This window comes from Sabulibacter ruber (assembly GCF_017355955.1).
GTDB classification, from domain to species: Bacteria; Bacteroidota; Bacteroidia; order Cytophagales; family Hymenobacteraceae; genus Nibribacter; species Nibribacter ruber_A.
The window spans coordinates 218,627-237,891 of the sequence record NZ_JAFFID010000005.1 but is presented as its reverse complement, the minus strand read 5'-3'; the positions used below and the strand labels follow the sequence as shown (position 1 = coordinate 237,891).

Annotated in this window: 14 protein-coding genes; 5 read left to right on the top strand and 9 right to left on the bottom strand. The window is 52.0% G+C overall.

What is annotated here, in order from left to right:
* Positions 1–61: 61 nt before the first annotated feature.
* From JT719_RS21060 to JT719_RS21050, 3 genes are all read right to left on the bottom strand, one after another.
* Positions 62–1,300, bottom strand: a complete 1,239-nt coding sequence (locus JT719_RS21060) for a 3-phosphoshikimate 1-carboxyvinyltransferase (RefSeq protein WP_207435731.1) — start codon at positions 1,298–1,300, stop codon at positions 62–64.
* Positions 1,297–2,337, bottom strand: coding sequence for a 3-dehydroquinate synthase (gene aroB, locus JT719_RS21055; protein WP_207435730.1), 1,041 nt, complete (start codon positions 2,335–2,337; stop codon positions 1,297–1,299). The genes JT719_RS21060 and aroB overlap by 4 nt, the downstream gene beginning before the upstream one ends.
* Before the next feature lie 208 nt (positions 2,338–2,545).
* The gene (locus JT719_RS21050; protein ID WP_207435729.1) at positions 2,546–3,628 is read right to left on the bottom strand and encodes a bifunctional 3-deoxy-7-phosphoheptulonate synthase/chorismate mutase type II; all 1,083 of its coding nucleotides are present in this window, start codon (positions 3,626–3,628) and stop codon (positions 2,546–2,548) included.
* A gap of 116 nt (positions 3,629–3,744) precedes the next feature.
* Here JT719_RS21050 and JT719_RS21045 point away from each other — a divergent pair, with 116 nt between their 5' ends.
* Entirely contained in the window at positions 3,745–4,926 is a 1,182-nt protein-coding gene (locus JT719_RS21045; protein ID WP_207435728.1) for a proline dehydrogenase family protein, read from the top strand.
* A gap of 140 nt (positions 4,927–5,066) precedes the next feature.
* Here the strand turns inward: JT719_RS21045 and JT719_RS21040 are convergent, their stop codons facing one another.
* Entirely contained in the window at positions 5,067–5,306 is a 240-nt protein-coding gene (locus JT719_RS21040; protein WP_207435727.1) for a hypothetical protein, read from the bottom strand.
* A 139-nt stretch (positions 5,307–5,445) separates the two neighbouring features.
* Here JT719_RS21040 and JT719_RS21035 point away from each other — a divergent pair, with 139 nt between their 5' ends.
* The 3 genes from JT719_RS21035 (at position 5,446) to JT719_RS21025 (ending at position 7,944) form a co-directional block, all read left to right on the top strand.
* Positions 5,446–6,027, top strand: a complete 582-nt coding sequence (locus JT719_RS21035) for an RNA polymerase sigma factor (protein WP_207435726.1) — start codon at positions 5,446–5,448, stop codon at positions 6,025–6,027.
* A 47-nt stretch (positions 6,028–6,074) separates the two neighbouring features.
* Complete coding sequence (locus tag JT719_RS21030; RefSeq protein WP_207435725.1) at positions 6,075–7,190, top strand: S1C family serine protease; 1,116 nt, start codon at positions 6,075–6,077, stop codon at positions 7,188–7,190.
* A 211-nt stretch (positions 7,191–7,401) separates the two neighbouring features.
* Positions 7,402–7,944 (top strand): hypothetical protein, encoded by a 543-nt coding sequence (locus tag JT719_RS21025; protein ID WP_207435724.1) that lies wholly within the window; start codon positions 7,402–7,404, stop codon positions 7,942–7,944.
* Positions 7,945–8,107: 163 nt separating this feature from the next.
* On the opposite strand, the gene JT719_RS21020 is transcribed toward JT719_RS21025, so the two are convergent.
* Complete coding sequence (locus JT719_RS21020) at positions 8,108–8,950, bottom strand: energy transducer TonB (protein ID WP_207435723.1); 843 nt, start codon at positions 8,948–8,950, stop codon at positions 8,108–8,110.
* 334 nt (positions 8,951–9,284) lie between these two features.
* Here JT719_RS21020 and JT719_RS21015 point away from each other — a divergent pair, with 334 nt between their 5' ends.
* The gene (locus JT719_RS21015) at positions 9,285–11,393 is read left to right on the top strand and encodes a carboxy terminal-processing peptidase (protein WP_207435722.1); all 2,109 of its coding nucleotides are present in this window, start codon (positions 9,285–9,287) and stop codon (positions 11,391–11,393) included.
* Positions 11,394–11,466: 73 nt separating this feature from the next.
* Here JT719_RS21015 and JT719_RS21010 read toward each other — a convergent pair whose 3' ends face one another.
* The 4 genes from JT719_RS21010 to JT719_RS20995 all read right to left on the bottom strand — a co-directional run bounded on the left by JT719_RS21010 (position 11,467) and on the right by JT719_RS20995 (position 19,225).
* Positions 11,467–12,639 (bottom strand): trans-sulfuration enzyme family protein, encoded by a 1,173-nt coding sequence (locus tag JT719_RS21010; protein ID WP_207435721.1) that lies wholly within the window; start codon positions 12,637–12,639, stop codon positions 11,467–11,469.
* Between the two features lie 141 nt (positions 12,640–12,780).
* Positions 12,781–13,686, bottom strand: coding sequence for a PorP/SprF family type IX secretion system membrane protein (locus JT719_RS21005; RefSeq protein ID WP_207435720.1), 906 nt, complete (start codon positions 13,684–13,686; stop codon positions 12,781–12,783).
* Positions 13,687–14,041: 355 nt separating this feature from the next.
* On the bottom strand, positions 14,042–15,757 hold the full coding sequence (gene ggt, locus JT719_RS21000) for a gamma-glutamyltransferase (RefSeq protein WP_423227982.1): 1,716 nt from the start codon (positions 15,755–15,757) through the stop codon (positions 14,042–14,044).
* 132 nt (positions 15,758–15,889) lie between these two features.
* Positions 15,890–19,225: a T9SS-dependent choice-of-anchor J family protein gene (locus JT719_RS20995; protein WP_207435719.1), complete on the bottom strand. Its 3,336-nt coding sequence runs from the start codon at positions 19,223–19,225 to the stop codon at positions 15,890–15,892.
* Positions 19,226–19,265 lie beyond the last annotated feature (40 nt).

The following is a 19,265-nucleotide window of genomic DNA, read 5'->3' as shown; positions in this document are numbered from 1 at the left end:
CAAGTCAAAAAGCAGAAGGCCCCAAACAAATGTGGGACCTTCTGCTTTTTGGCGGAAAAAACTACAATTCCTCTACCTTAAAATCTGCCTTTTGGAGTTCATCCCAATACCTGGGGTAGGATTTACGAACTACCTTGGGTTCTTCAATCACCAACGGCTGTTTCAAGGCCAAGGGTGCGAAAGCCATGGCCATGCGGTGGTCTTCATAGGTGTGGATGGAAGCCTCGTTTTCGGGCTGATTTGTTAAAAAGACCTTGAAAACGTCGGGCTCTGTTTCCTTTAACTCGGCTCCTACTTTCACCAGTTCTGCCTGAAGGGCAGCAATACGGTCGGTTTCTTTTATGCGGAGGCTTTCCAGGCCGGTCATCTCTACTTCTACTTTCAAGCCAGCGGCCAGCGCAGCAACGGTCTGGGCCAGGTCTGGACAGGCAAAGAAATCAATGCGCTCCAACTGTTCCTGCACCGGCTGCTTGGTCAGTTGCACGCCCTCGGGGGTGAACTGTGTCTGCACGCCAAACGGAGCCATGAGCGTAGGCAACACGCTATCGCCTTGCAGAGAATCGTTCCGGAGGGCAGGCAAAAACAAGTCTGCTTCCCTGGCCAAGGCCGCGATGCTGTACCAGTAACTGGCCGCTGACCAGTCAGACTCCACGGTGTATTCTTTGGCCTGGTATTCCTGCTTAGGCACGGAGATCTTCTGCCCTTCAAAGGTGGCCTGCACGCCAAAATGCGCCATCTGAGCCAGAGTCATCCTTATATAGGGCTCTGAGCTGATTTTTCCTTCCAGGGTCAGTTCCAACCCGTCCGGCAACAACGGGCCAATCATAAGCAAGGCCGAGATGTACTGGCTGCTGATGTCGGAACGGACGGTCAATTGATTGGTGCCACTGGGTTCAAAGCCGTTCATTCTCATGGGCGGATAGCCTTCCTGACCTAGGTATTCAATCTGGGCGCCTAACTGACGTAGGGCATCTACCAAAACCCCGATGGGGCGCTGGCACATGCGAGGGGTACCGGTGAGCACCAGTTTCTGGCCCGTGGCGGCATAGTAGGCGGTCAGGAAACGCATGACGGTACCCGCATCCTCGGCGCTTACTTCTTCGCCGGCGGGCGTGGAAAGCAGCCGGTTCAGGAGCTGGGTGTCATTGGCATCTGACAGGTTATGAATAGGGAAATCTTTCCCCGATAAAGCCCGGATGATAAGGGCCCGGTTGGCTTCGCTTTTGGAGGCAGGCAAGGTCACGCGCCCGCGCACCACGCCCGTTGGGTGCGACACGCGCACGGCAGCAGCTGAAATCATAGTAACTGGTAATAGCGCAAGGCACTCTGCACCTCGCTTAAAGTGATAGGTCTGTCATACACGGCCTCCCCTATCTTCTGCAACAGCGTGCAGTTGATGGTGGCGCCGCTGTTCTTTTTATCATGCAGGCACAGTTGGCTGATAGCCTGCACGTCTGCCTCGGGCAGTTTTACTTTCTCGTAAATGGACGTAATGAACGTCTCAATTTGGCTCAGTTCCTCCGGTGACAACAACTGGTGCTGCACCGAAAGCCAGGCCTCACAGATCATACCTACGGCAATGGCCTCGCCGTGTAACAGCATCTGGCCCGGTTTCTCCAGGTAGAAGCTCTCCACCGCGTGGCCGATGGTGTGCCCGAAGTTCAGGATTTTGCGAAGGCCGTTCTCCAATGGGTCAGCAGTCACCACCCGGCTTTTGATGTCAATGGAATGGCGGATGAGGTCAGTCCAGTCCTCGGTGAACAAGCCTATGTAGCGCTGCTCAAAGAACTTGTCGGCATCCATGATGAGCCAGTGCTTGATCACTTCGGCGTAGCCGGATTTCATCTGACGCAGGTCCAAGGTTTTCAGAAACTCAGGATTCACCAGCACCGCCAGCGGCTCCTGGAACACCCCGATGTGGTTTTTAAAACCCATGAAGTCCACGCCGGTTTTACCGCCCACGCTGGCATCTACCTGCGACAAGAGCGTGGTGGGCACGTTCACGAACTTGATGCCGCGTTTATAGAGACTAGCGCAGAAACCGCCTAAATCTGTGAGAACGCCGCCGCCCAGGTTCACCAGCAAGCTCCAGCGATCCAGGCCCTGCTCGGTGAGTTCACGCCAAACGTGTTCACAGGTAGCCAGGTTCTTGTTTTCCTCGCCGCTCTGGATCTGGACCACATGATGGTTCTGGGGCAGATACGGTTTCAGCAGCGGATAGCAGTGCCGGTGCGTGTTCTCGTCTACCAGCACCACCGTCTTCTTGAAAGCCCGGTTCTGCAGCAACTCCTGCAGCTGGCTTACGGCTTCCTGCCCAATGAATATTTCTTCGGTCAATGTACTTTCAGTTAAAGCTGTTTTGCGGCCGATTTCTTGAAAACAGCCCCAAAACAGGTTGATGCTCTAAAGAAGGGAATGTCTGGGCCAGTTCAAAGGAAAAACTTCAGAAATGTTCCCCCTACGGCCGACATTCTGCAAAAGAATACCGCAAGATACTCTCAACATTGTAATTAGATGGCAAAAGCTTTCATTTCTCTTCCAAAGCCTACTCGCCTTCCACAATCTCGGTCTGCAGCCTGATGGACTCCAGATGGATCAGCTCATAAAGCTCAGCCGCAAACTGAGGGTTCACGTTCATTTGCCGCGCCCATTCTTTGCGGGTCTCAAAAATGCTTTTCCAGCGGTCGGGTTGCAGCACGGCAATGTTGTTTTCCTTTTTGTCTTCGCCAATCTTCTCCACCAGGCGCATGCGGCGGGCCAGGGCTTCAATGATTTCTCGGTCGGCGCGGTCAATTTTCTGGCGCAGTTCTTCGGTACGGCTGATGAAAGCGGCATCAGGCAGGCTACGCACCTGCAGTTTCTCCAGGATCTCGCCTAAAACCGAGGGCGTGATTTGCTGCTCGCTGTCAGACAGCGCCTCGGTGGGGCTTGGGTGCGTTTCAATCATGACTCCTTCAAAGTCCAGATCCAGGCCTTTTTGGGAAAGAGGCAAAATCAACTCTGGGTTTCCCCCGATGTGGCTGGGATCCACCACCACCGGCAAACTTGGGTACAGACCTTTGAGCTGGATGGGAATTTGCCAGAGCGGCACGTTGCGGTACTGGGTGGGCTCATACGTAGAGAAGCCGCGATGGATGGCCGCCACATCCTGCACGCCCACGGCCCACAGCCGCTCAATGGCCCCGGCCCAAAGCGAAAGGTCTGGGTTAACGGGGTTCTTCACCATCACGGGCACATGGGTTCCGCGCAGGGCTTCGGCCAGTTCCTGCACATCAAAGGGGTTCACGGTGGTGCGGGCGCCAATCCAGAGCACGTCAATGTTGTGCCGCAGGGCTATTTCCACGTGGTGCGGTTTGGCTACCTCGGTGGCTACCGGCATGCCGTACTGCTGCCTAACCTCGTGCAGCCACTTCATGCCCTCGGTACCCACGCCTTCAAAATTGCCCGGCTTGGACCGCGGCTTCCAGACTCCGGCCCTGAAAATGTCTACCTGCAGGTCTTTCAATTGGCGGGCGGTCTCCAAGACCTGCTCCAGGGTTTCGGCGCTGCAAGGCCCGGCAATGGCCAATGGTCTGCGGCGCAGCTTACTCAGCTGGTGAAAATAATTGCGTTCCTTTTTCCGTTCCATGGCTTTGCGTTTGAGGCGATTAGCTGTTTTAAAGGCTTTTTTTGAAAACCGGCCAAGAAACAACTAACAACCGTTTTTACGTTATCTTTGCAGCGCTTAATTGTAGCACCTAATATATGAATCCTGCACCAAAAGTTTCCTTTGAAGATACCGCTATTGCGTTTGCTGATAAATCAGATTCAGAACTTTACAAGACCTACCTCCTTTTCGCGGCCATGAACAACAACTCCCTGGTGAAAATGGGAGGCGGCATGATGAAGAAAGCCCTGGGCTGGAACCTGCCGGTGAAAGGCTTGATCAAGAAAACCATTTTTGAACAGTTTTGCGGCGGCGAGACCATCCAGGAATGCCGGCCCACCATTGAAAAGCTGGGCAGATCGGGCATCGGGACCATCCTGGACTACTCCGTGGAAGGCGAAAGCAACGAGGCCAGCTTTGACCATACCGTGCAGGAGATCATCGCCACCATTGAGATGGCCGCCACCTCCAACCACATTCCCTTCAGCGTGTTTAAGGTAACCGGCGTAGCCGATTCTGGCTTACTGGCCAAAGCCCAGACCGATCAGGAGCTGACCTCAGCGGAGAAAGCCGCCTTTGGCCGGGTACGGGCCCGCGTGAAAGCCATCTGCCAACGCGCCTTTGAGCATGGCGTGCGCGTGTTCATTGACGCCGAGGAAAGCTGGCTGCAGGAAACCATTGACCAACTCTGCATAGACATGATGGAGCTCTACAACCAGGAGCGCCCCATTGTGTACAACACCTACCAACTCTACCGCCACGACCGCCTGGAGGTAATCCAACGCGACTACGAGCGGGCCAGGAAACACGGCTATTACCTGGGCGGCAAACTGGTGCGCGGTGCCTACATGGAGAAAGAAGGCCGGGTGGCGCAGCAGAACGGGTATCAAAACCCCATCAACCCCAGCAAAGAAGCCACAGATTCCCTGTACGATGAGGCCCTCCTCTACTGCATTGAACGCATTGACCGCATTGCCATCTGTGCCGGTACCCACAACGAGCGCAGCTGCTACGTGCTCATGGACCTGATGGAGAAACACGGCATTCAGCCCAACGATGAGCGCGTGTACTTCGCCCAGCTACTAGGCATGAGCGACAACTTATCATATAACCTGGCGCACGCTGGCTATAACGTGGCAAAATATGTACCTTATGGTCCGGTTGAGGCTGTAATGCCTTACCTGTTGCGCCGCGCCGATGAGAATACCGCCATTGCCGGCCAGAGCAGCCGCGAGTTCACCTTGGTGAAACGGGAACTGGAACGCCGCAGAAAAAGATAAACTAAACCTAAAAAGTCCGTTTTAGGCCTGGTTTACAGAAAACAGGTCTAAAACGGACTCCCCTGAAAAAGAAAACGTCTCTCACAAATGTAAGAGACGTTTTATCTTGTACTTGGAAGTGTGCTCTCGCACACGACAAATTACTGAGCAGTAGTAGTACCGGTAGTAGCGGCAGTAGAGTCAGTAGTAGTAGCAGTGGTGTCAGTACCAGTTGCAGTTCCAGTAGTGTCAGTAGTAGCAGCACCTTCAGTACCAGTAGCACCTTCAGTAGAAGTAGCTTCAGTTCCAGCAGCTCCTTCAGTTCCTTCAGCAGGCTTAGACTCGCAAGAAGCGAAAGCGAACATACCAGCTACCAGGGCAAGAGAAAATACCTTTTTCATTGTAATTTTTTTTAAGGGTTTTAGCGTTAATTTGAACCTTTATACCACTACCCCACCAGAGGTAACCCATGGTTTTGAAAAAATTTTTATTTTTTTTCTGTGGGTTACTAAATGGCTGAAACTGTATTAATTGACAAGCATGATTCATAAGGCACTAGTGACCGATGCGGCCATCATAGAAGGAATTCTACAGGACGATGACATGGCACTGAGCAGGTTATACAAACTCCATTTTCCCATGGTGTTGTTCTTTGTGCAGAGCAACAGCGGGACGGAGGATGATGCCAAAGATATTTTCCAGGAGGCGGTGATTGTATTCTACGAGAAGATCAAGGCCGGCCAGTTGGAACTTAACTGCCAGATCAAAACCTACCTGTATTCCATCTGCAGGAGATTATGGCTGAAACGGCTGTCCAGAAGCAGCCGCTTTAGCCATGGTATGGTGGAAGACACCGAGTCTGAGTTGGCCCCGCAGGTAGAAGATGACGTGGAACGCGCTGAGCAGAATGAGCTGAAGTTTGAGGCCATGGCCAATGCCCTGGGTCAGTTGGGGGAACCCTGCAAAACCCTGCTGGAAGATTTCTACCTCAGAAGCATGGGCATGCCCGAGATCACCGAGAAGTTTGGCTACAACAACGTAGACTCGGCCAAGAACCAGAAGTACAAGTGCCTCATGCGCCTTAAGAAACTGTTCTTCCTGGACTACCAGGTGCCCTCTTGAGAAAGGCAACAAATAAAAAGACATCTGCAAGCGGATGCTACCTATATATGAGTGACAGAGAACTATTAGAATTACTGGAACGCTTCCACCAGCACCAGGTGACCTCGGCAGAGAAAAGAGAGCTGCAGGAGCGCATGGCTGCTGACCCCGTGTTTGCCCAGCGCGTACGGGAGGCGGAGCTGTTCACGGCCGCGCTGCAGAACCACGGCCAGCAGAAGTCTCTCCGGGACCGCCTGAACCAACACCATCAGGCGTGGCAACAGGAAAACCAGAAAGCAGCCCCTGCGGCGGCTCCGGTGTTGCGGCGTAGAACGCCCATCCAGATCTTCATGCGCCGGTACTCGGCTACCATGGCGGTGGCAGCTACGGTGGCTATTGTCACGGTGTTCAGCAGTTTGCTGGGCATGGAAATGTGGCGCTCAGCCACCCAGCAGCAAACCGCCCGCTACGTGGAACTGCGCCGCGAGGTGGAAGACCTTAAACGCAAGCAGAACGCTATCCTGAGCTCCAGTACCACCACGCCTAAAAACGCGTCGGTTAATCCGGGGCAGTTCTCGGGTACCGGTTTCGTGCTGACCTCGGATGGTTATTTCGTGACCAGCTACCACGTGATTGAAGGCGCCGATTCGCTGATGATTGAGAACAAGAGCGGTACCAAATACAAAGTAGAGGAAATCTACTCAGACCAAGTGCGTGACCTGGCCCTGCTGCGCGTGACCGATACTGCGTTCACCGGTTTTGGTAAGCTGCCTTACTCGTTCAAACAAAAGGAAAGCGATCTGGGTGAGCGCGTCTTTACCTTGGGTTACCCAAGAGAGGACATCGTGTTTGGTGAGGGTACGCTGAGCTCCCGTTCCGGTGTGTACGGCGATACCGCTTCTTACCAGATCTCGGTTCCGTTGAACCCGGGTAACAGCGGCGGCCCTTTGCTGGATGACCGTGGCAACATGATTGGGGTGATCAGCGGTAAAATGCTGGGGGTAGACGGTGCCGCCTTCGCGGTGAAATCGGCTTACCTGCTCACCCTGCTGGAGCAGTTACCAGAACACCGTTTGCCTAAGCCTATTTCCCTGCCTAAAGTGAACAACCTGGCGGGTACCAGCCGTCCGCAACAATTGAAGAAATTGCAGGATTTTGTGTACATGGTAAAGGTGTATAACTAAAATTCAACTGGCCCGTTTTCAAGCTCTTTCGGTAAAAATACAATTGAAACGCCCGTGCCCAACACGGGTATTTCTGTTTTCTACAGTGCGGGTACATGTAACTAATACGTATTAAATGCGTTTATCATAGTCTAATTGCCAGTTGCCGGTTTAGCGACTGGCCCTAGCAATTACCACTATGTTACACCTGCTAAGTAGAAAAAATCGAACTATGGAAAATCACACTGGAAACACCCACAACTCCCGCATGATGACGGGAATGTTCAGAGACAGAGACAGCGCAGAGCGCGCGTATAACGCCCTACACAGCCGCGGATACAGCAGAGATGATATCAACGTAATCATGAGCGATGACGCCCGCAAGCGCCACTTCGCAGACAACCGTGACAATGACACTGAACTGGGCAGCAAAGCCCTGGAAGGTGCCGGGGCAGGTTCTGCCATTGGTGGTACCTTAGGAGCCATTGTAGGCGCCATTGCCGCTATTGGTACTTCTGTTGCCCTGCCTGGTCTGGGATTAGTAATTGCCGGTCCATTGGCAGCTGGTTTGGCAGGTGCCGGAGCTGGTGGGCTTACAGGTGGTTTGCTGGGCGCCCTGGTAGGTTCTGGAATTCCTGAAGACAGAGCCAAAGTGTATGAGTCTGGCATCAAAGAAGGAAATATTGTGATGGGCGTAACTCCTCGCTCACATGAAGATGCCGAATACTTTGAGAATGAGTGGCGCACCAACCGTGGTGAGCACATCTACCGTTAATCGTTAGACACTCCTCCTGGAAAAGCCCCGCCTCTGGTTTGAGATGGGGCTTTTCTGTTTTTATACTTCTCCTGAGAAGGGCCAGTGTCCTGTTTTCAGCCCGTTTTAGGAAATACGGAGCAAAAACAGGACACTGGTTATACAAAGAACCGATTAAGCGATCTTATTTCAGTTCCAGCCGGATGGGCAAGGTCATTCTCACCGGAACCGATCTTCCGTTCTGGTAACCGGGTTTCCAGCGGGGCAGTTTCTTCATGACCCTGATGGCTTCATCCTCGGTGCCGTAGCCCAGCCCTTTGAGCACCTGAATATCGGTAATGTCGCCGGTGGTGGAGACTACAAAACTCACCACTACCGTTCCCTCCACTCCGTGGGCCTGAGCCGCTCTGGGGTAGCGCAGATTTTTGCCTACATACTCCATCAGTTTAGATAAGCCGCCGTCAAACTCGGGCATATGCTCCACGCTTACAAAGACCGTTGTCTCGGCGGCACCAGAAGTAGAGCCGGTTCCATCACCGGTGCCGGTGCCGGTTCCTCCGGTGGGTTCTGGGTTGTTCAGGTTCCCGCTGCCGTCACCGGGAGTAGTTTCCAATCCTGAGTTGGCTTCTTTAAGCTGATCCTGGCTGGGCACTTCATCAACCACGGGCTTAGAATCTTCTACTACTTTGATGGTGGTATTCTTCACTGTTGGGGCCGAGGGTTTGGCTGGGGCCGCAGGTGGCTCAGGCTTCACCTGTTTCGCTTCTTCTACCAATGGCAACTCCACTGGGGTAATCTTAATGATGCCTGAATCTGTTTTGGCGGCTATCACAGGTGCCTTTTCTGACAGCATGTTGGCCACCGTGGGAATGGAAAACCCGATGAGCGAGATAGTAATGGCATACAAAGAAGCCTGGGTGATATGCCGGTTATACAGCTTGCGGAGCACGTAGGCCCCGTAGGCTTTGTTGCGGCCTTCAAAAATCATGTCATCTAGGGTGGCGGGGTGGGTTGTGTTGGTTTCCATGGTGCTTGCGTTTGGGTATAAGATTGTGTCCTTTCCCCCATGATGCCATTACCAGAAAAATTCCACATCACCTTTCCCAAAATTGTCTGCATCTGACCTTTTGTTTTCAGGCTCTTGATGCTCAAAGAGAAACAAATACCACCTGTCGGTTGTTAAAAAAAAGAGGGGCAAAAAGTATCAGAACTGCCAGGTTCTGCTTACTTGCAATTCTTTTATAAATTATCCCCTGAGAGGTACACCTTTCTGTGTAGGGTGTACGTTTAAGTGAGTAATGCTCCTACAAATCAGGCACTACTTTTGTATATACACTAACTGACATTACTACAGACTTAATATGTTTTCATTCAAGACAAAACTGGTCGCTTACGGTACTGCCGCCTCTGTGGTATTTGGCATTGCCTCCTATAAGCTGCTGGAGACGGATGGTGCTCTAAAGGACCAGAAAAACGAAGTGCTGACGAAAGTGCTCGTGCAAGGATTGAGCTCTGCTCACTACTCGCCGGAGCGCTTAGATGATAATTTTTCCAAAAAAGCGTTTGACCTCTACCTGGAGCGCCTGGACTACAACAAGAAATTCCTGCTGCAGTCAGACGTGGACCAACTGAGAGCCTACCAGACCCAGCTGGACGATGAGTTCAAGAACGGATCTTTCAAGTTCTTTGACTTGTCCATGACCATCTTCCAGAAACGCCTGAAAGAGGCCGAGGGCTACTACAAAGAGATCCTGGAAAAACCTTTTGATTTCACCACCGAGGAAACCATTGAGGTGAAGCCAGAGAAACTGAAGTTTGCCACCTCTCCTGCTGCTTTGAAGGAAGAATGGCGAAAATACCTCAAATACCAGGCCCTCATCAGAGTGGCCGATGCCATTGACAGCCAGCAGAAAGCTGATTCTGCCGCCTCCAAAGAGCCTAAGAAAACCCAGCAGGAGATTGAGGCCGATGCCCGCAAAAAGCTCAAAGAAAACTACGATGACCTGTTCAAGCGCATGGGCCAGCTGGAGAACGAAGACTGGCGTTCTTCTTACCTGAACTCCTTCGCCAACATCTACGATCCGCACACTGAGTACTACGCGCCTAAAGAGAAAGAGGACTTTGACTACGAGTTCTCCGGACGTTTAGAGGGTATTGGTGCCCTGTTGCAGGAAAAAGACGGGGTGATCAAAGTTTCTGAAATTACCCCGGGTAGCCCGTCTTACCTGCAAGGTGAGTTGAAACCCGGCGACGTGATCCTGAAAGTAGCCCAGGGCAACCAGCAGCCGGTAGACATCTCGGGCATGCGCATTGACAAAGCCGTTTCCCTCATCAGAGGTAAAAAAGGCACCGAGGTTCGCCTGCACGTGAAAAAAGTAGACGGCACCATGAAAGTGATTCCTATCATCCGTGACGTGGTGGTTAGGGAAGAAGGCTACGCCAAATCACTGCTCATCAAAGGCCAGAAACCAATCGGGTACATCCATTTGCCTGCATTCTACGCTGACTTCAAAAACCAGGGCGGACGCAACAGCGGGAAAGACGTAGCCGCGGAGGTGGAAAAACTGAAAGCCGAGAACGCCCAGGGCATTATCCTTGACCTGCGGAACAACGGCGGTGGTTCTTTGCAAGACGTGGTAGACATGGTAGGCTTGTTCATCAAGTCTGGCCCGGTAGTGCAGGTAAAATCGGCGAATGGCCCTGCTGCGGTGCTGGAAGACAGAGATGCCCAGGTACAGTTTGGTGGTCCGTTGGTGGTGCTGGTGAACGAGAACAGCGCCTCGGCGTCTGAGATCATGGCCGCCGCTATCCAGGACTACAAACGCGGTCTTATTGTGGGTAGCTCTACTTACGGTAAAGGTACCGTGCAGCAGTTCTTTGACCTGGACCAGGTGTTGCCGGCTTCTTTTGATGCCGTGAAACCACTGGGTCACCTGAAACTGACTACCCAGAAGTACTACCGCATCAGCGGGAAAACCGTGCAGTTGCGCGGGGTAACCCCAGATGTAGTGCTGCCAGATACCTATACGTACCTGAAATACGGCGAGAAAGAGCAGGAATATGCGCTTCCGTTCGATGAGATTCAGCCAGCCAGATTCAACGCCTGGAACAGCCAGAATTTCCCGATTGATAAGCTGAAAGTTACTGCTAAATCTAAAATTGAGGCCAGCCCAACGTTCAAGCTGATCAACGACAACGCGCTTCGTCTGAAAGAGAGAACCGAGACTTCTACTCGCTCCCTTAAACTGACCACTTACCTGGCGGAGGAGCGCCGCGCGCAAGAGGAGTCTAAGAAACTGGAAAACCTCCGGAAAAACATTCCGCAGTTAGACGTTGCCACCCTTAAGCCAGACATGGCTAAGTTGGCCAGCGACACCGCTGCCTCAGCCAGATTCCAGGCCTTCACCCGCAACGCCAAGAAGGACCTGTACATCCAGGAAGCAGTTTCTATCCTGAGAAGCGGTATGTAATTCTGCCCATAAACAAAAAAGGCCACTACCCATAAGTAGTGGTCTTTTTTATTGCCTTTTCTGGAAAATAGCTCTAAAACGGCTGTTGATTCATTTTCTGAAAAGCCTGTTCCAAATCCCTCATCAGGTATTCCGCATCTTCCAGGCCTATGTAGAACCGGATGAAGGTGAACGGCAGAGAAGGCTTGAACCCTCCGGAAGTGTAAGACGCGGCAACGGGGAAGATCAGGGATTCATACCCGCCCCAGGAAGCTGCCATGGTGAAGTGCTGCAGGCTATCGCAGAACGTTTCTACCTGCTCAAGGGTATCAGCCTGCAACCGGATGGAGAATTGCCCGGTGTTGTTCCGCATCTGCTTTCTGGCCAGCTGGTACTGCGGATGGTTTGGCAGAAAAGGCCAGATAACCTCAGCCACTTCTTTTCGCTGCTGCAGGAAAGCCACCACCTGCCGGGTTGTTTGAGCTACCCGCTCCATCCTGATGGGCAAGGTTCTGAGTCCCCGGACCAGGAGCCAGGCATCATGCGGTGATAGCACTGCGCCCAGGGTCATGTATTCAGACAGGAATATCCGGTTAATACGTTCGCGGCTGCCGCACACAATGCCTCCCAGCACATCTCCGTGCCCACTAATGTATTTGGTTGCCGAATGTACCACCAGATCTACCCCCATGGCGGCGGGGCTCTGGAACAAGGGTGAGGCAAAGCTGTTGTCAATCACTGTGCTAATACCTCTTTCCCGTGCAAAGGCGGTGATGGCTTCAATATCCTGTAATTCAAACGTAAAAGAGCTGGGGCTTTCCAGATAAAAAAGGGTGGTATTCTCCTTGGCAGCCTGGAAGAAGTTCTGGATCTCTCTTCCGTCTACCATGGTGACTTCCACCCCAAACCGAGGCAGCAAGTGGCGCATCAATTTATTGGCCCCGGTATAAGGCCTTTTCACGCAGACCACATGATCACCGGCTTTCACCTGAGACAAAACCGCCGCGGAAACAGCTCCCATACCACTGCCAAAGGCTATCGCCTCCTCGGTTCCCTCCAAGGCTGCAATTTTCTGCTCCAGCATCCGCACCGTAGGGTTATTGCCGCGAGTATAGAAATCAGATTCGGTTTCATTCTGCAGTTTATGGCGCATCTCGGCCACCGTACGGCTCGCAAAATTGCTGGTCTGCATGATGGGAGGCGCCACGGCATTAAAGTACGCGGTCCGGTCCTCGGCTAGTTCGTTCAGGATGTATGAGAGCTCCATGACAATAGGTTTTGTGTTCCCCTTCTACCCTCCCCTTCTGCCATTGTTGTATTGGTAAGTTACCTAACGTTGCCTATAATGCAAAAAGAGCGGGCTTGCCATAAGGCAAGCCCGCTCTTTTATTCTGTATGTACTGCTTACTTAAAACCTAATGCGTAGGTTGGCTTCTACCTGGGCATCTGGTTTGGCCACCCCGGCAGTCTCTTTGGTAATGTCATAAGAAGTAGTCAGCTGTACGTTGTCTTTGATGTTCACACCAGCAGATACCGTCCAGGGGGCTACTTCATCAAACTGGCCTCTGTAGATAACCCCACCGGTCAGGAACTTGGCGTTAGCCACAGCCCCAAAATGGTATTCCTGCTCTCCGCCTTTCAATGGCTTGTTCATTAACACCGATGGTGTCAGGCTAAACTCAGGGGCGAAGGAGAACTTGTAACCGGCAGTCAGAATCATTTCCCGTACACCTTCGTGCTCGGCAACGCCTACCAGGTTATAGGTAGGCTGCAGAATGCTGGCCACGGAACCACCCGCATAGAAGTTACGGATCTTCAGCCAAAAACCGGCGTCTACGTCTGGTCTCAGGTCATTGTCATGGCCTACCATTTTCTTCTCTTCGCCACGGGTCAACTCAGCTAAGTCTACGTTGAAGTACTCTGCTGCCAACTGGGCACCAAAAGAAAGGCTGCTTTGCTCCCCTAACCGGAAACGCTTGGCATAAGAAAACCCGATTTTTCCTAACCAATATGGACCAAACTGATCATACATGGCTACAACGCCAATTCCGTTGGGGTTTTCTTTGCTTACATACCCCTGATAATGCGCTATGACAGACAAAGGAGCCGATGAGGAGTTACCAGTAATGGAGTTAAGGTGTCCGTTCAAGCCAACCTCTCTTCTGCCTTCTGCGCCGGCAAATGCCGGGTTCAGGTAAAAGTAGTTCTGCTGGTATAAACGTGGGATCACCATTCGCTGAGGTGTCACTTGGGCCTTGGAAATGCTGGCAACAAGCAATAGCAAGCCAACAGCAACAATGTGCTTCAGATTCATTATGCGTAACGTGTTAATAAAGGGATTTTAATTAGTTGTGCTAGAAATAGAAGATAAGCTATACTTTTAAAGTTATTGTAGGTGCAATTAATGTTGAAACAACTATTCACCTCCCACTAAAGTTCATCAAAAATGTAACCTTATCTTCACATCTGCAAGCAGACTTATGTAAATTATTGATTAACAATAGAATTACATACTACAAAGAAGTTACATTTTTGAACTTTTTTATAAAATAAAGCCCAAAACGAACACAGGGATTGCTAAATAAAAAGACAAGAAAGTATCATCGTACCCCCATGCCGTTTAGGGGGTACTGCAGGAAAGCTGCCTGAAATTTGTGACTTTTAAAAGATTAGTACCCCATGGCCGTATCATCGCCCCTGGGGTCCGCGCCTCCTTCCCAAAGACCATTTGGGAGTTTCAGGATTCCGTCTACCGCGCCGTAATTTCCTCTGTTCTGCAGTTTATGCCCCTTGTTCTGCAGCGCTTCCCGTACCGAAGGCGAAAGTGCCGTTGCTTCAGACTGGATTTGGTCTGGCAGCCATTGATGGTGGAACCTTGGAGCAGCCACCGCCTGCTGCATGCCCATGCCATGGTCAATTACATTCAGAATAGCCTGGAACACAGAGGTGATAATGGTAGAACCGCCCGGCGTACCTACTACCATGAAAAGTTTGCCGTCTTTTTCCAGAATGGTAGGAGTCATGGAGCTGAGCATGCGTTTGCCCGGCACAATGGCGTTAGCCTCTCCGCCAATCAGACCAAACATGTTAGGCACGCCCGGTTTCACGCTGAAATCATCCATTTCATTGTTCAGGATGAAACCAGCGCCTTCTACCATTACCGCCGATCCAAAATTCCCGTTCAGGGTGGTAGTGACAGAAGCGGCGTTTCCCCACTGGTCCACAATGGAATAATGGGTGGTTTGGTCGCTTTCGTGCGCTAGCAGTTGCCCTTCCTGTATTTGGGTGGAAGGCGTGGCCCGGTCCATATCAAAAGTAGACATCCGCTTTTTCAGGTAAGCTGAGTTAAGCAGCGAGGCTACCGGTACCTTATAGAAATCTGGGTCTCCCAGGTAAGCCGCCCTGTCTGCATACACCCTTCTTTGCGCCTCTACCATCACATGCACGGTATTGGGTTGCTGCCAGCCCCATTCCCGCAGTTCGTACGGTTCCACCATCTGGAGCAACTGCAGAAGGGCAATGCCTCCGCTGGAGGGCGGCGACATGGAAATCACTTTATAGCCCCGGTAAGTGCCTGAAACTGCAGGTCGCCAAACCGCCTGGTACTCTTCCAGGTCCTGGTGACTGATGATGCCTCTGCCTCGCTTCATTTCCTTCACCAGCAAGTCAGCGGTTTCTCCTTCATAGAACCCTGCCCGCCCTTTATCCCGAATGCGCTCCAGGGTTTTGGCCAGTTCAGGCAAGTGCAGCACGTCTCCCTTTTGCCAGGGCGTATCTCTTACTACATTGGGTTTGAATTTATTGACTTTCAGGAATTCTTCTTTGGCACCGTTAAGTAAGCGGGCCTCGCGTTCAGTTAAGACTACCCCGTTGCGGGCCAGGTCAATGGCCGGTTGCACTACCTGCGCCCAAGGCAGACTTCCCAGTTTCTGGTGCATTTTGACCATTCCGTCCACCGCTCCGGGCACTCCCACGGCCAAATGCCCCAGGATACTGGCATTGGCAATCACATTGCCCTGGGCATCCAGGTACATATCACGCGTAGCCGCTTTGGGCGCCTTTTCTCGGTAATCCAAGGCTCCGGTTTCTCCATCGTGCTTGCGGTACACCAGGAATCCACCGCCGCCAATGTTCCCAGCCACCGGATAGGCCACCGCCAACGCTAATCCGGTAGCTACAGCGGCATCATACGCGTTACCGCCCTTCTTCAGAATCTCCAATCCTATACGCGAGGCCTCGGGATGGGCACTCACCACCATTCCTTTCCTGCCGGTGATGCCTTGCTCCTTGCTACGGGAAGCACTGGGTTTGTCAGCGGGTTTGCAACCCATGTACTGGCAGAAAAGCAGAACATACAGAAGTGGGAAAAGGGAAATCTTTTTCATGGCGTGGTTTGAGGCAGATTTAGTAAAAACAGCTTAGAAACGGAGTAAACCAGCCTGTAAGTAAGGAAATTTAAGGGCATAAAAAAAGCCTGCCGGGTTGGTGCGGCAGGCTTTCTGAAGGCTACTATGTTCTTAGTTCCTGATGATTCTGGTTTGATACGTCTGGCTCCCCGCCTGTACTTTCACCAGGTACATTCCGGCAGCGGAGGCGCCTAGTTTCCGGGAAAGCTGCTCCGTGATGTTTTGCTGGGTGCCCGAAGTTTTCAACAGAACCTCGCCCCGTACCGAGTACAGGGTTAACTCTACTCGTTTAGCCGCAGCCTCAGCCGGTAACTTAAGGGCTACTGTACCTTTTGTAGGATTAGGATACACCCGGAAACCCGCAGCCCAGCTTTCTTCTTCCACACCCAACGGACCAGCCAGGTTAAACCGAGCGATGGTGGGCAAATGGTCTGAGGTGGTATTGGCGTATGCTTCTGCGGTGGTAGTGCCCACGGCTTCAAACGGAATCACGATTCGGGCGGAGTTCGCAATGTAGAAATCAGCCAGCTCATTGGAGTACAGGACGTGGTCAATCACGTTTTCCCGGCTAACATAAGAACGCAAGCCTGCCAGGCTCAGCGGCATAGTGGCAAAGGTGTAACGGGCTGCATCCTCGGCAAAGGCTTTGTAGGTTGACTCTGTGGTGCCGGTAAGATCTGCTACCGTGAAGTCTATGTCATCATTATAATCGCCTACCATGATGATGCTGGCATTTGGATAGTACGCGTCTAGTGAATCTTTGAGGATACGCACATCGTCTTTGCGGCGGTTATAGGCCGTTAAAGCTGCTTCTGGGGTATCGCTTTCGTTGGCTTTGGCGTGGATGTTAATCAGGTGAAGCCTTTTGATAACGCCGTTGACGGTGGCATCCACTTCCAGCAGATACGGGTAACGTCCGCTAGCCCAAAAGTTGCTCACGCCGGTCCCACCCTTTAACAGGTATTTGCGTTTTACTTCAGTTACGGTGGCCTTTTTGTAGAAGAAAGCCACTTCCTGGGTATTGGAAGCATATTCAGACATGAACCCTTCGTACGCTGGCAACAAAGTTTTCAGGCTATTGAAGGCATCAGCGTTAGAGATTTCCTGGAAGGCATACACATCAGCATCCAGCGCCTCAATTACTTTCTTCACATTGGCTTTTTGCAGGTCCTCGTCGCTGGGGCCGTTGCCAGTTGAGCCAAACCATTCAATGTTCCAGGTAACCACATCAAAGGTGTTGTCTTTGTTCAGCACCGCACCGGTAAGGTAACCGACCTGCTGATTCAGGTTATCGGCCCAGAAAGTTACTCTGCCGGACCATGCTTTGCTGACGGCAACAGGGGCCGTGAACCGCACTGTAAAGGAGTTGGAAGCGATTTCTGCCTGAGTAAAAGAAATAGACTGGGTGAAATCGGCTCCGTTTTTAGAGAGGCTGAAAGGAGCGGCTACTTCCAGGGCGACACCAGAGGTCACATTCTCCAGGGAGAAAGTAAAGGTCTTCTCCACGGTGGTGCCGGGGCTCACGATTCCAAAATCAGCGTTCGCCAGCACATTTAGGCTGGAGGTAAGCACGGCGGGCGGAGCCACGACAGAGTTTTTCACCTCAAAATCATCCAGGGTCCATCTGGCGGCGGCACTGGTGGTGGAGGTGTACACATAGGCGATGTACACGTTGCTTCCCTTGAACTGTGAGAGGTCAATGTCCTTGGTTTCGGTCCAGGCATCGGAATTGGCCTCCGGGAAACGCCCCTTGAGTTCGGTCCAGGTTACGCCGTTTGCGTTGGGAGCACCGCTGCCGCTGTAATTGGCAGACACCATCAGGCGTAAGGTTGCCCCATTGTAATTGGTTCTGGTCCAGTAAGAGAGCAGCGGAAACTGATATCCCGTGGTCAAGTCTATGGCCGGGGAAATCAACCAGTCTTCGTTTTCCTGATTTCCGGAGCTATACCCACTTACCTGCACGGCGTTGCCGGTGCGTCCGTAGGTGGTACATCCCCAGGTTTGGGCACCGGCAACGCTGTACTGTTTCCAGCCACCGGGCAGTTCTGTACCGCAGGCTTCAAAATTCTGGACATTGGGGTTGAAAGCGGTTCCGGTTAGGGAAACGGTTATGGTTTGCCCGCCAGCGGTACTGTGCGTAATGGCACCAGTGTTACCCGCAACAGCCGATGGCTTGAACCGGACATACACTTTTTTGGAGGTAGCCAACTCTGCCGTTGAAAACGTCAAAGAAGTGGAGGTGAAAACATTGGATTCCAAACTCTTGGAGATCTCAAAAGGACCGCTTACCGAAACAGTCACACCTTCCTGCAAGTATTGCGCAGAAAGATCGTACTCTTTTACAGCGGAAGTAATGCCTATTTGCGTGAGCGGAAAATCAAAAGACCCTACACTGGCCGACAGTACAGGAGTTCCCGAGGCCGACGTGGTGAAGGTGTAGGAACCCGAGGCTATTCCGGCGTAGAAATTACCGGATGCGTCTTTAAAAGCAGCATTGTCAATGGTTAAGGAGTAGGTCTGGGCTGGCTTCAGCAGGATATTACGCACCGTTACCTCGTTCCCGTTGAATTGAATATCAGCGTCTGTTACACCCAAGGAAACGGTTTCATTGCTGGAGACAAAAGACAGCTGACCGGTCCCTGCCGTAACAGGCTCATTGAACGTGAGAACTAAATCTAACCTAGTAGGAACGTTAGTTGCCCCATGAGCGGGATTTCCTGACACCAAGGTGGGAGCGGCATTATCTACGGCGGAGTAGGTGGGCTTTACCAGGAAGTCATCAAGTGCGTAGAGGCCGTCGCTCCCGGTTGCATCTGCATCTTTCCATCGTAACCAGATGGTTCCGCCGGCTGGCAACCTTAGGGTGATTACTCCGGAAATCTCGGTTCTGTTGGCAGGATCGTTTCCGTCCACTTTTTCGGCTACTGTAGTATTTACCAACTTCTCCACCAAATCAAGGGAGGCAACGGAGGTCCAGGTACCGGAATTCAAGTTGGCAGCATCGGTGCTGTACTCAAAAACAACGGTTTCTAAACGATCGGCCCGCGAACCAGATCTCCATTGTTCCATCACCCCTGAAAGCTCCAATTTGGTGATATCTGATCCTGAGGCGTTAGTCAAACTTACCCCAAAGGCCGGCACTGTTGATTCTGAAGCCAATGTACCAATGGCTCTGTCAGAAGCATCTAAAGTGCCTACATTGTACACTGCACCACTATTTGAGGAGCCATCAGTCACCTGAGGATTCAGGATTTCGCCTGAAGGTTTGGAGCCAGATAAGCGGATGGCTGCCCAACCTGCAGGAAGGCTGGTACCAGTAGCTCCCATCCCATCAAAGTTTTCCTGGTGATTTCCTCCTGATAAGCTGATTTGTGCTGACGCTTTGTTGCTGTTGAACCATAGCAGTGCAGCAAGAAGCAGGCTACATGTGGGTAAATGTTTTCTCATTGAGCTGATATTGAGGTAAAAGACGGCAGAGAAGCCTCAG

Bases quoted from the DNA above. Each gene is read 5' to 3' on its own strand.
- JT719_RS21035 (WP_207435726.1), top strand. From the start codon at position 5,446: ATGATTCATAAGGCACTAGTGACCGATGCGGCCATCATAGAAGGAATT.
- JT719_RS21005 (WP_207435720.1), bottom strand. From the start codon at position 13,686: ATGAATCTGAAGCACATTGTTGCTGTTGGCTTGCTATTGCTTGTTGCC.
- JT719_RS21060 (WP_207435731.1), bottom strand. From the start codon at position 1,300: ATGATTTCAGCTGCTGCCGTGCGCGTGTCGCACCCAACGGGCGTGGTG.
- JT719_RS21045 (WP_207435728.1), top strand. From the start codon at position 3,745: ATGAATCCTGCACCAAAAGTTTCCTTTGAAGATACCGCTATTGCGTTT.
- JT719_RS21010 (WP_207435721.1), bottom strand. From the start codon at position 12,639: ATGGAGCTCTCATACATCCTGAACGAACTAGCCGAGGACCGGACCGCG.
- JT719_RS21050 (WP_207435729.1), bottom strand. From the start codon at position 3,628: ATGGAACGGAAAAAGGAACGCAATTATTTTCACCAGCTGAGTAAGCTG.
- JT719_RS20995 (WP_207435719.1), bottom strand. From the start codon at position 19,225: ATGAGAAAACATTTACCCACATGTAGCCTGCTTCTTGCTGCACTGCTA.
- JT719_RS21040 (WP_207435727.1), bottom strand. From the start codon at position 5,306: ATGAAAAAGGTATTTTCTCTTGCCCTGGTAGCTGGTATGTTCGCTTTC.
- JT719_RS21025 (WP_207435724.1), top strand. From the start codon at position 7,402: ATGGAAAATCACACTGGAAACACCCACAACTCCCGCATGATGACGGGA.
- JT719_RS21030 (WP_207435725.1), top strand. From the start codon at position 6,075: ATGAGTGACAGAGAACTATTAGAATTACTGGAACGCTTCCACCAGCAC.
- ggt (WP_423227982.1), bottom strand. From the start codon at position 15,757: ATGAAAAAGATTTCCCTTTTCCCACTTCTGTATGTTCTGCTTTTCTGC.
- JT719_RS21020 (WP_207435723.1), bottom strand. From the start codon at position 8,950: ATGGAAACCAACACAACCCACCCCGCCACCCTAGATGACATGATTTTT.
- JT719_RS21015 (WP_207435722.1), top strand. From the start codon at position 9,285: ATGTTTTCATTCAAGACAAAACTGGTCGCTTACGGTACTGCCGCCTCT.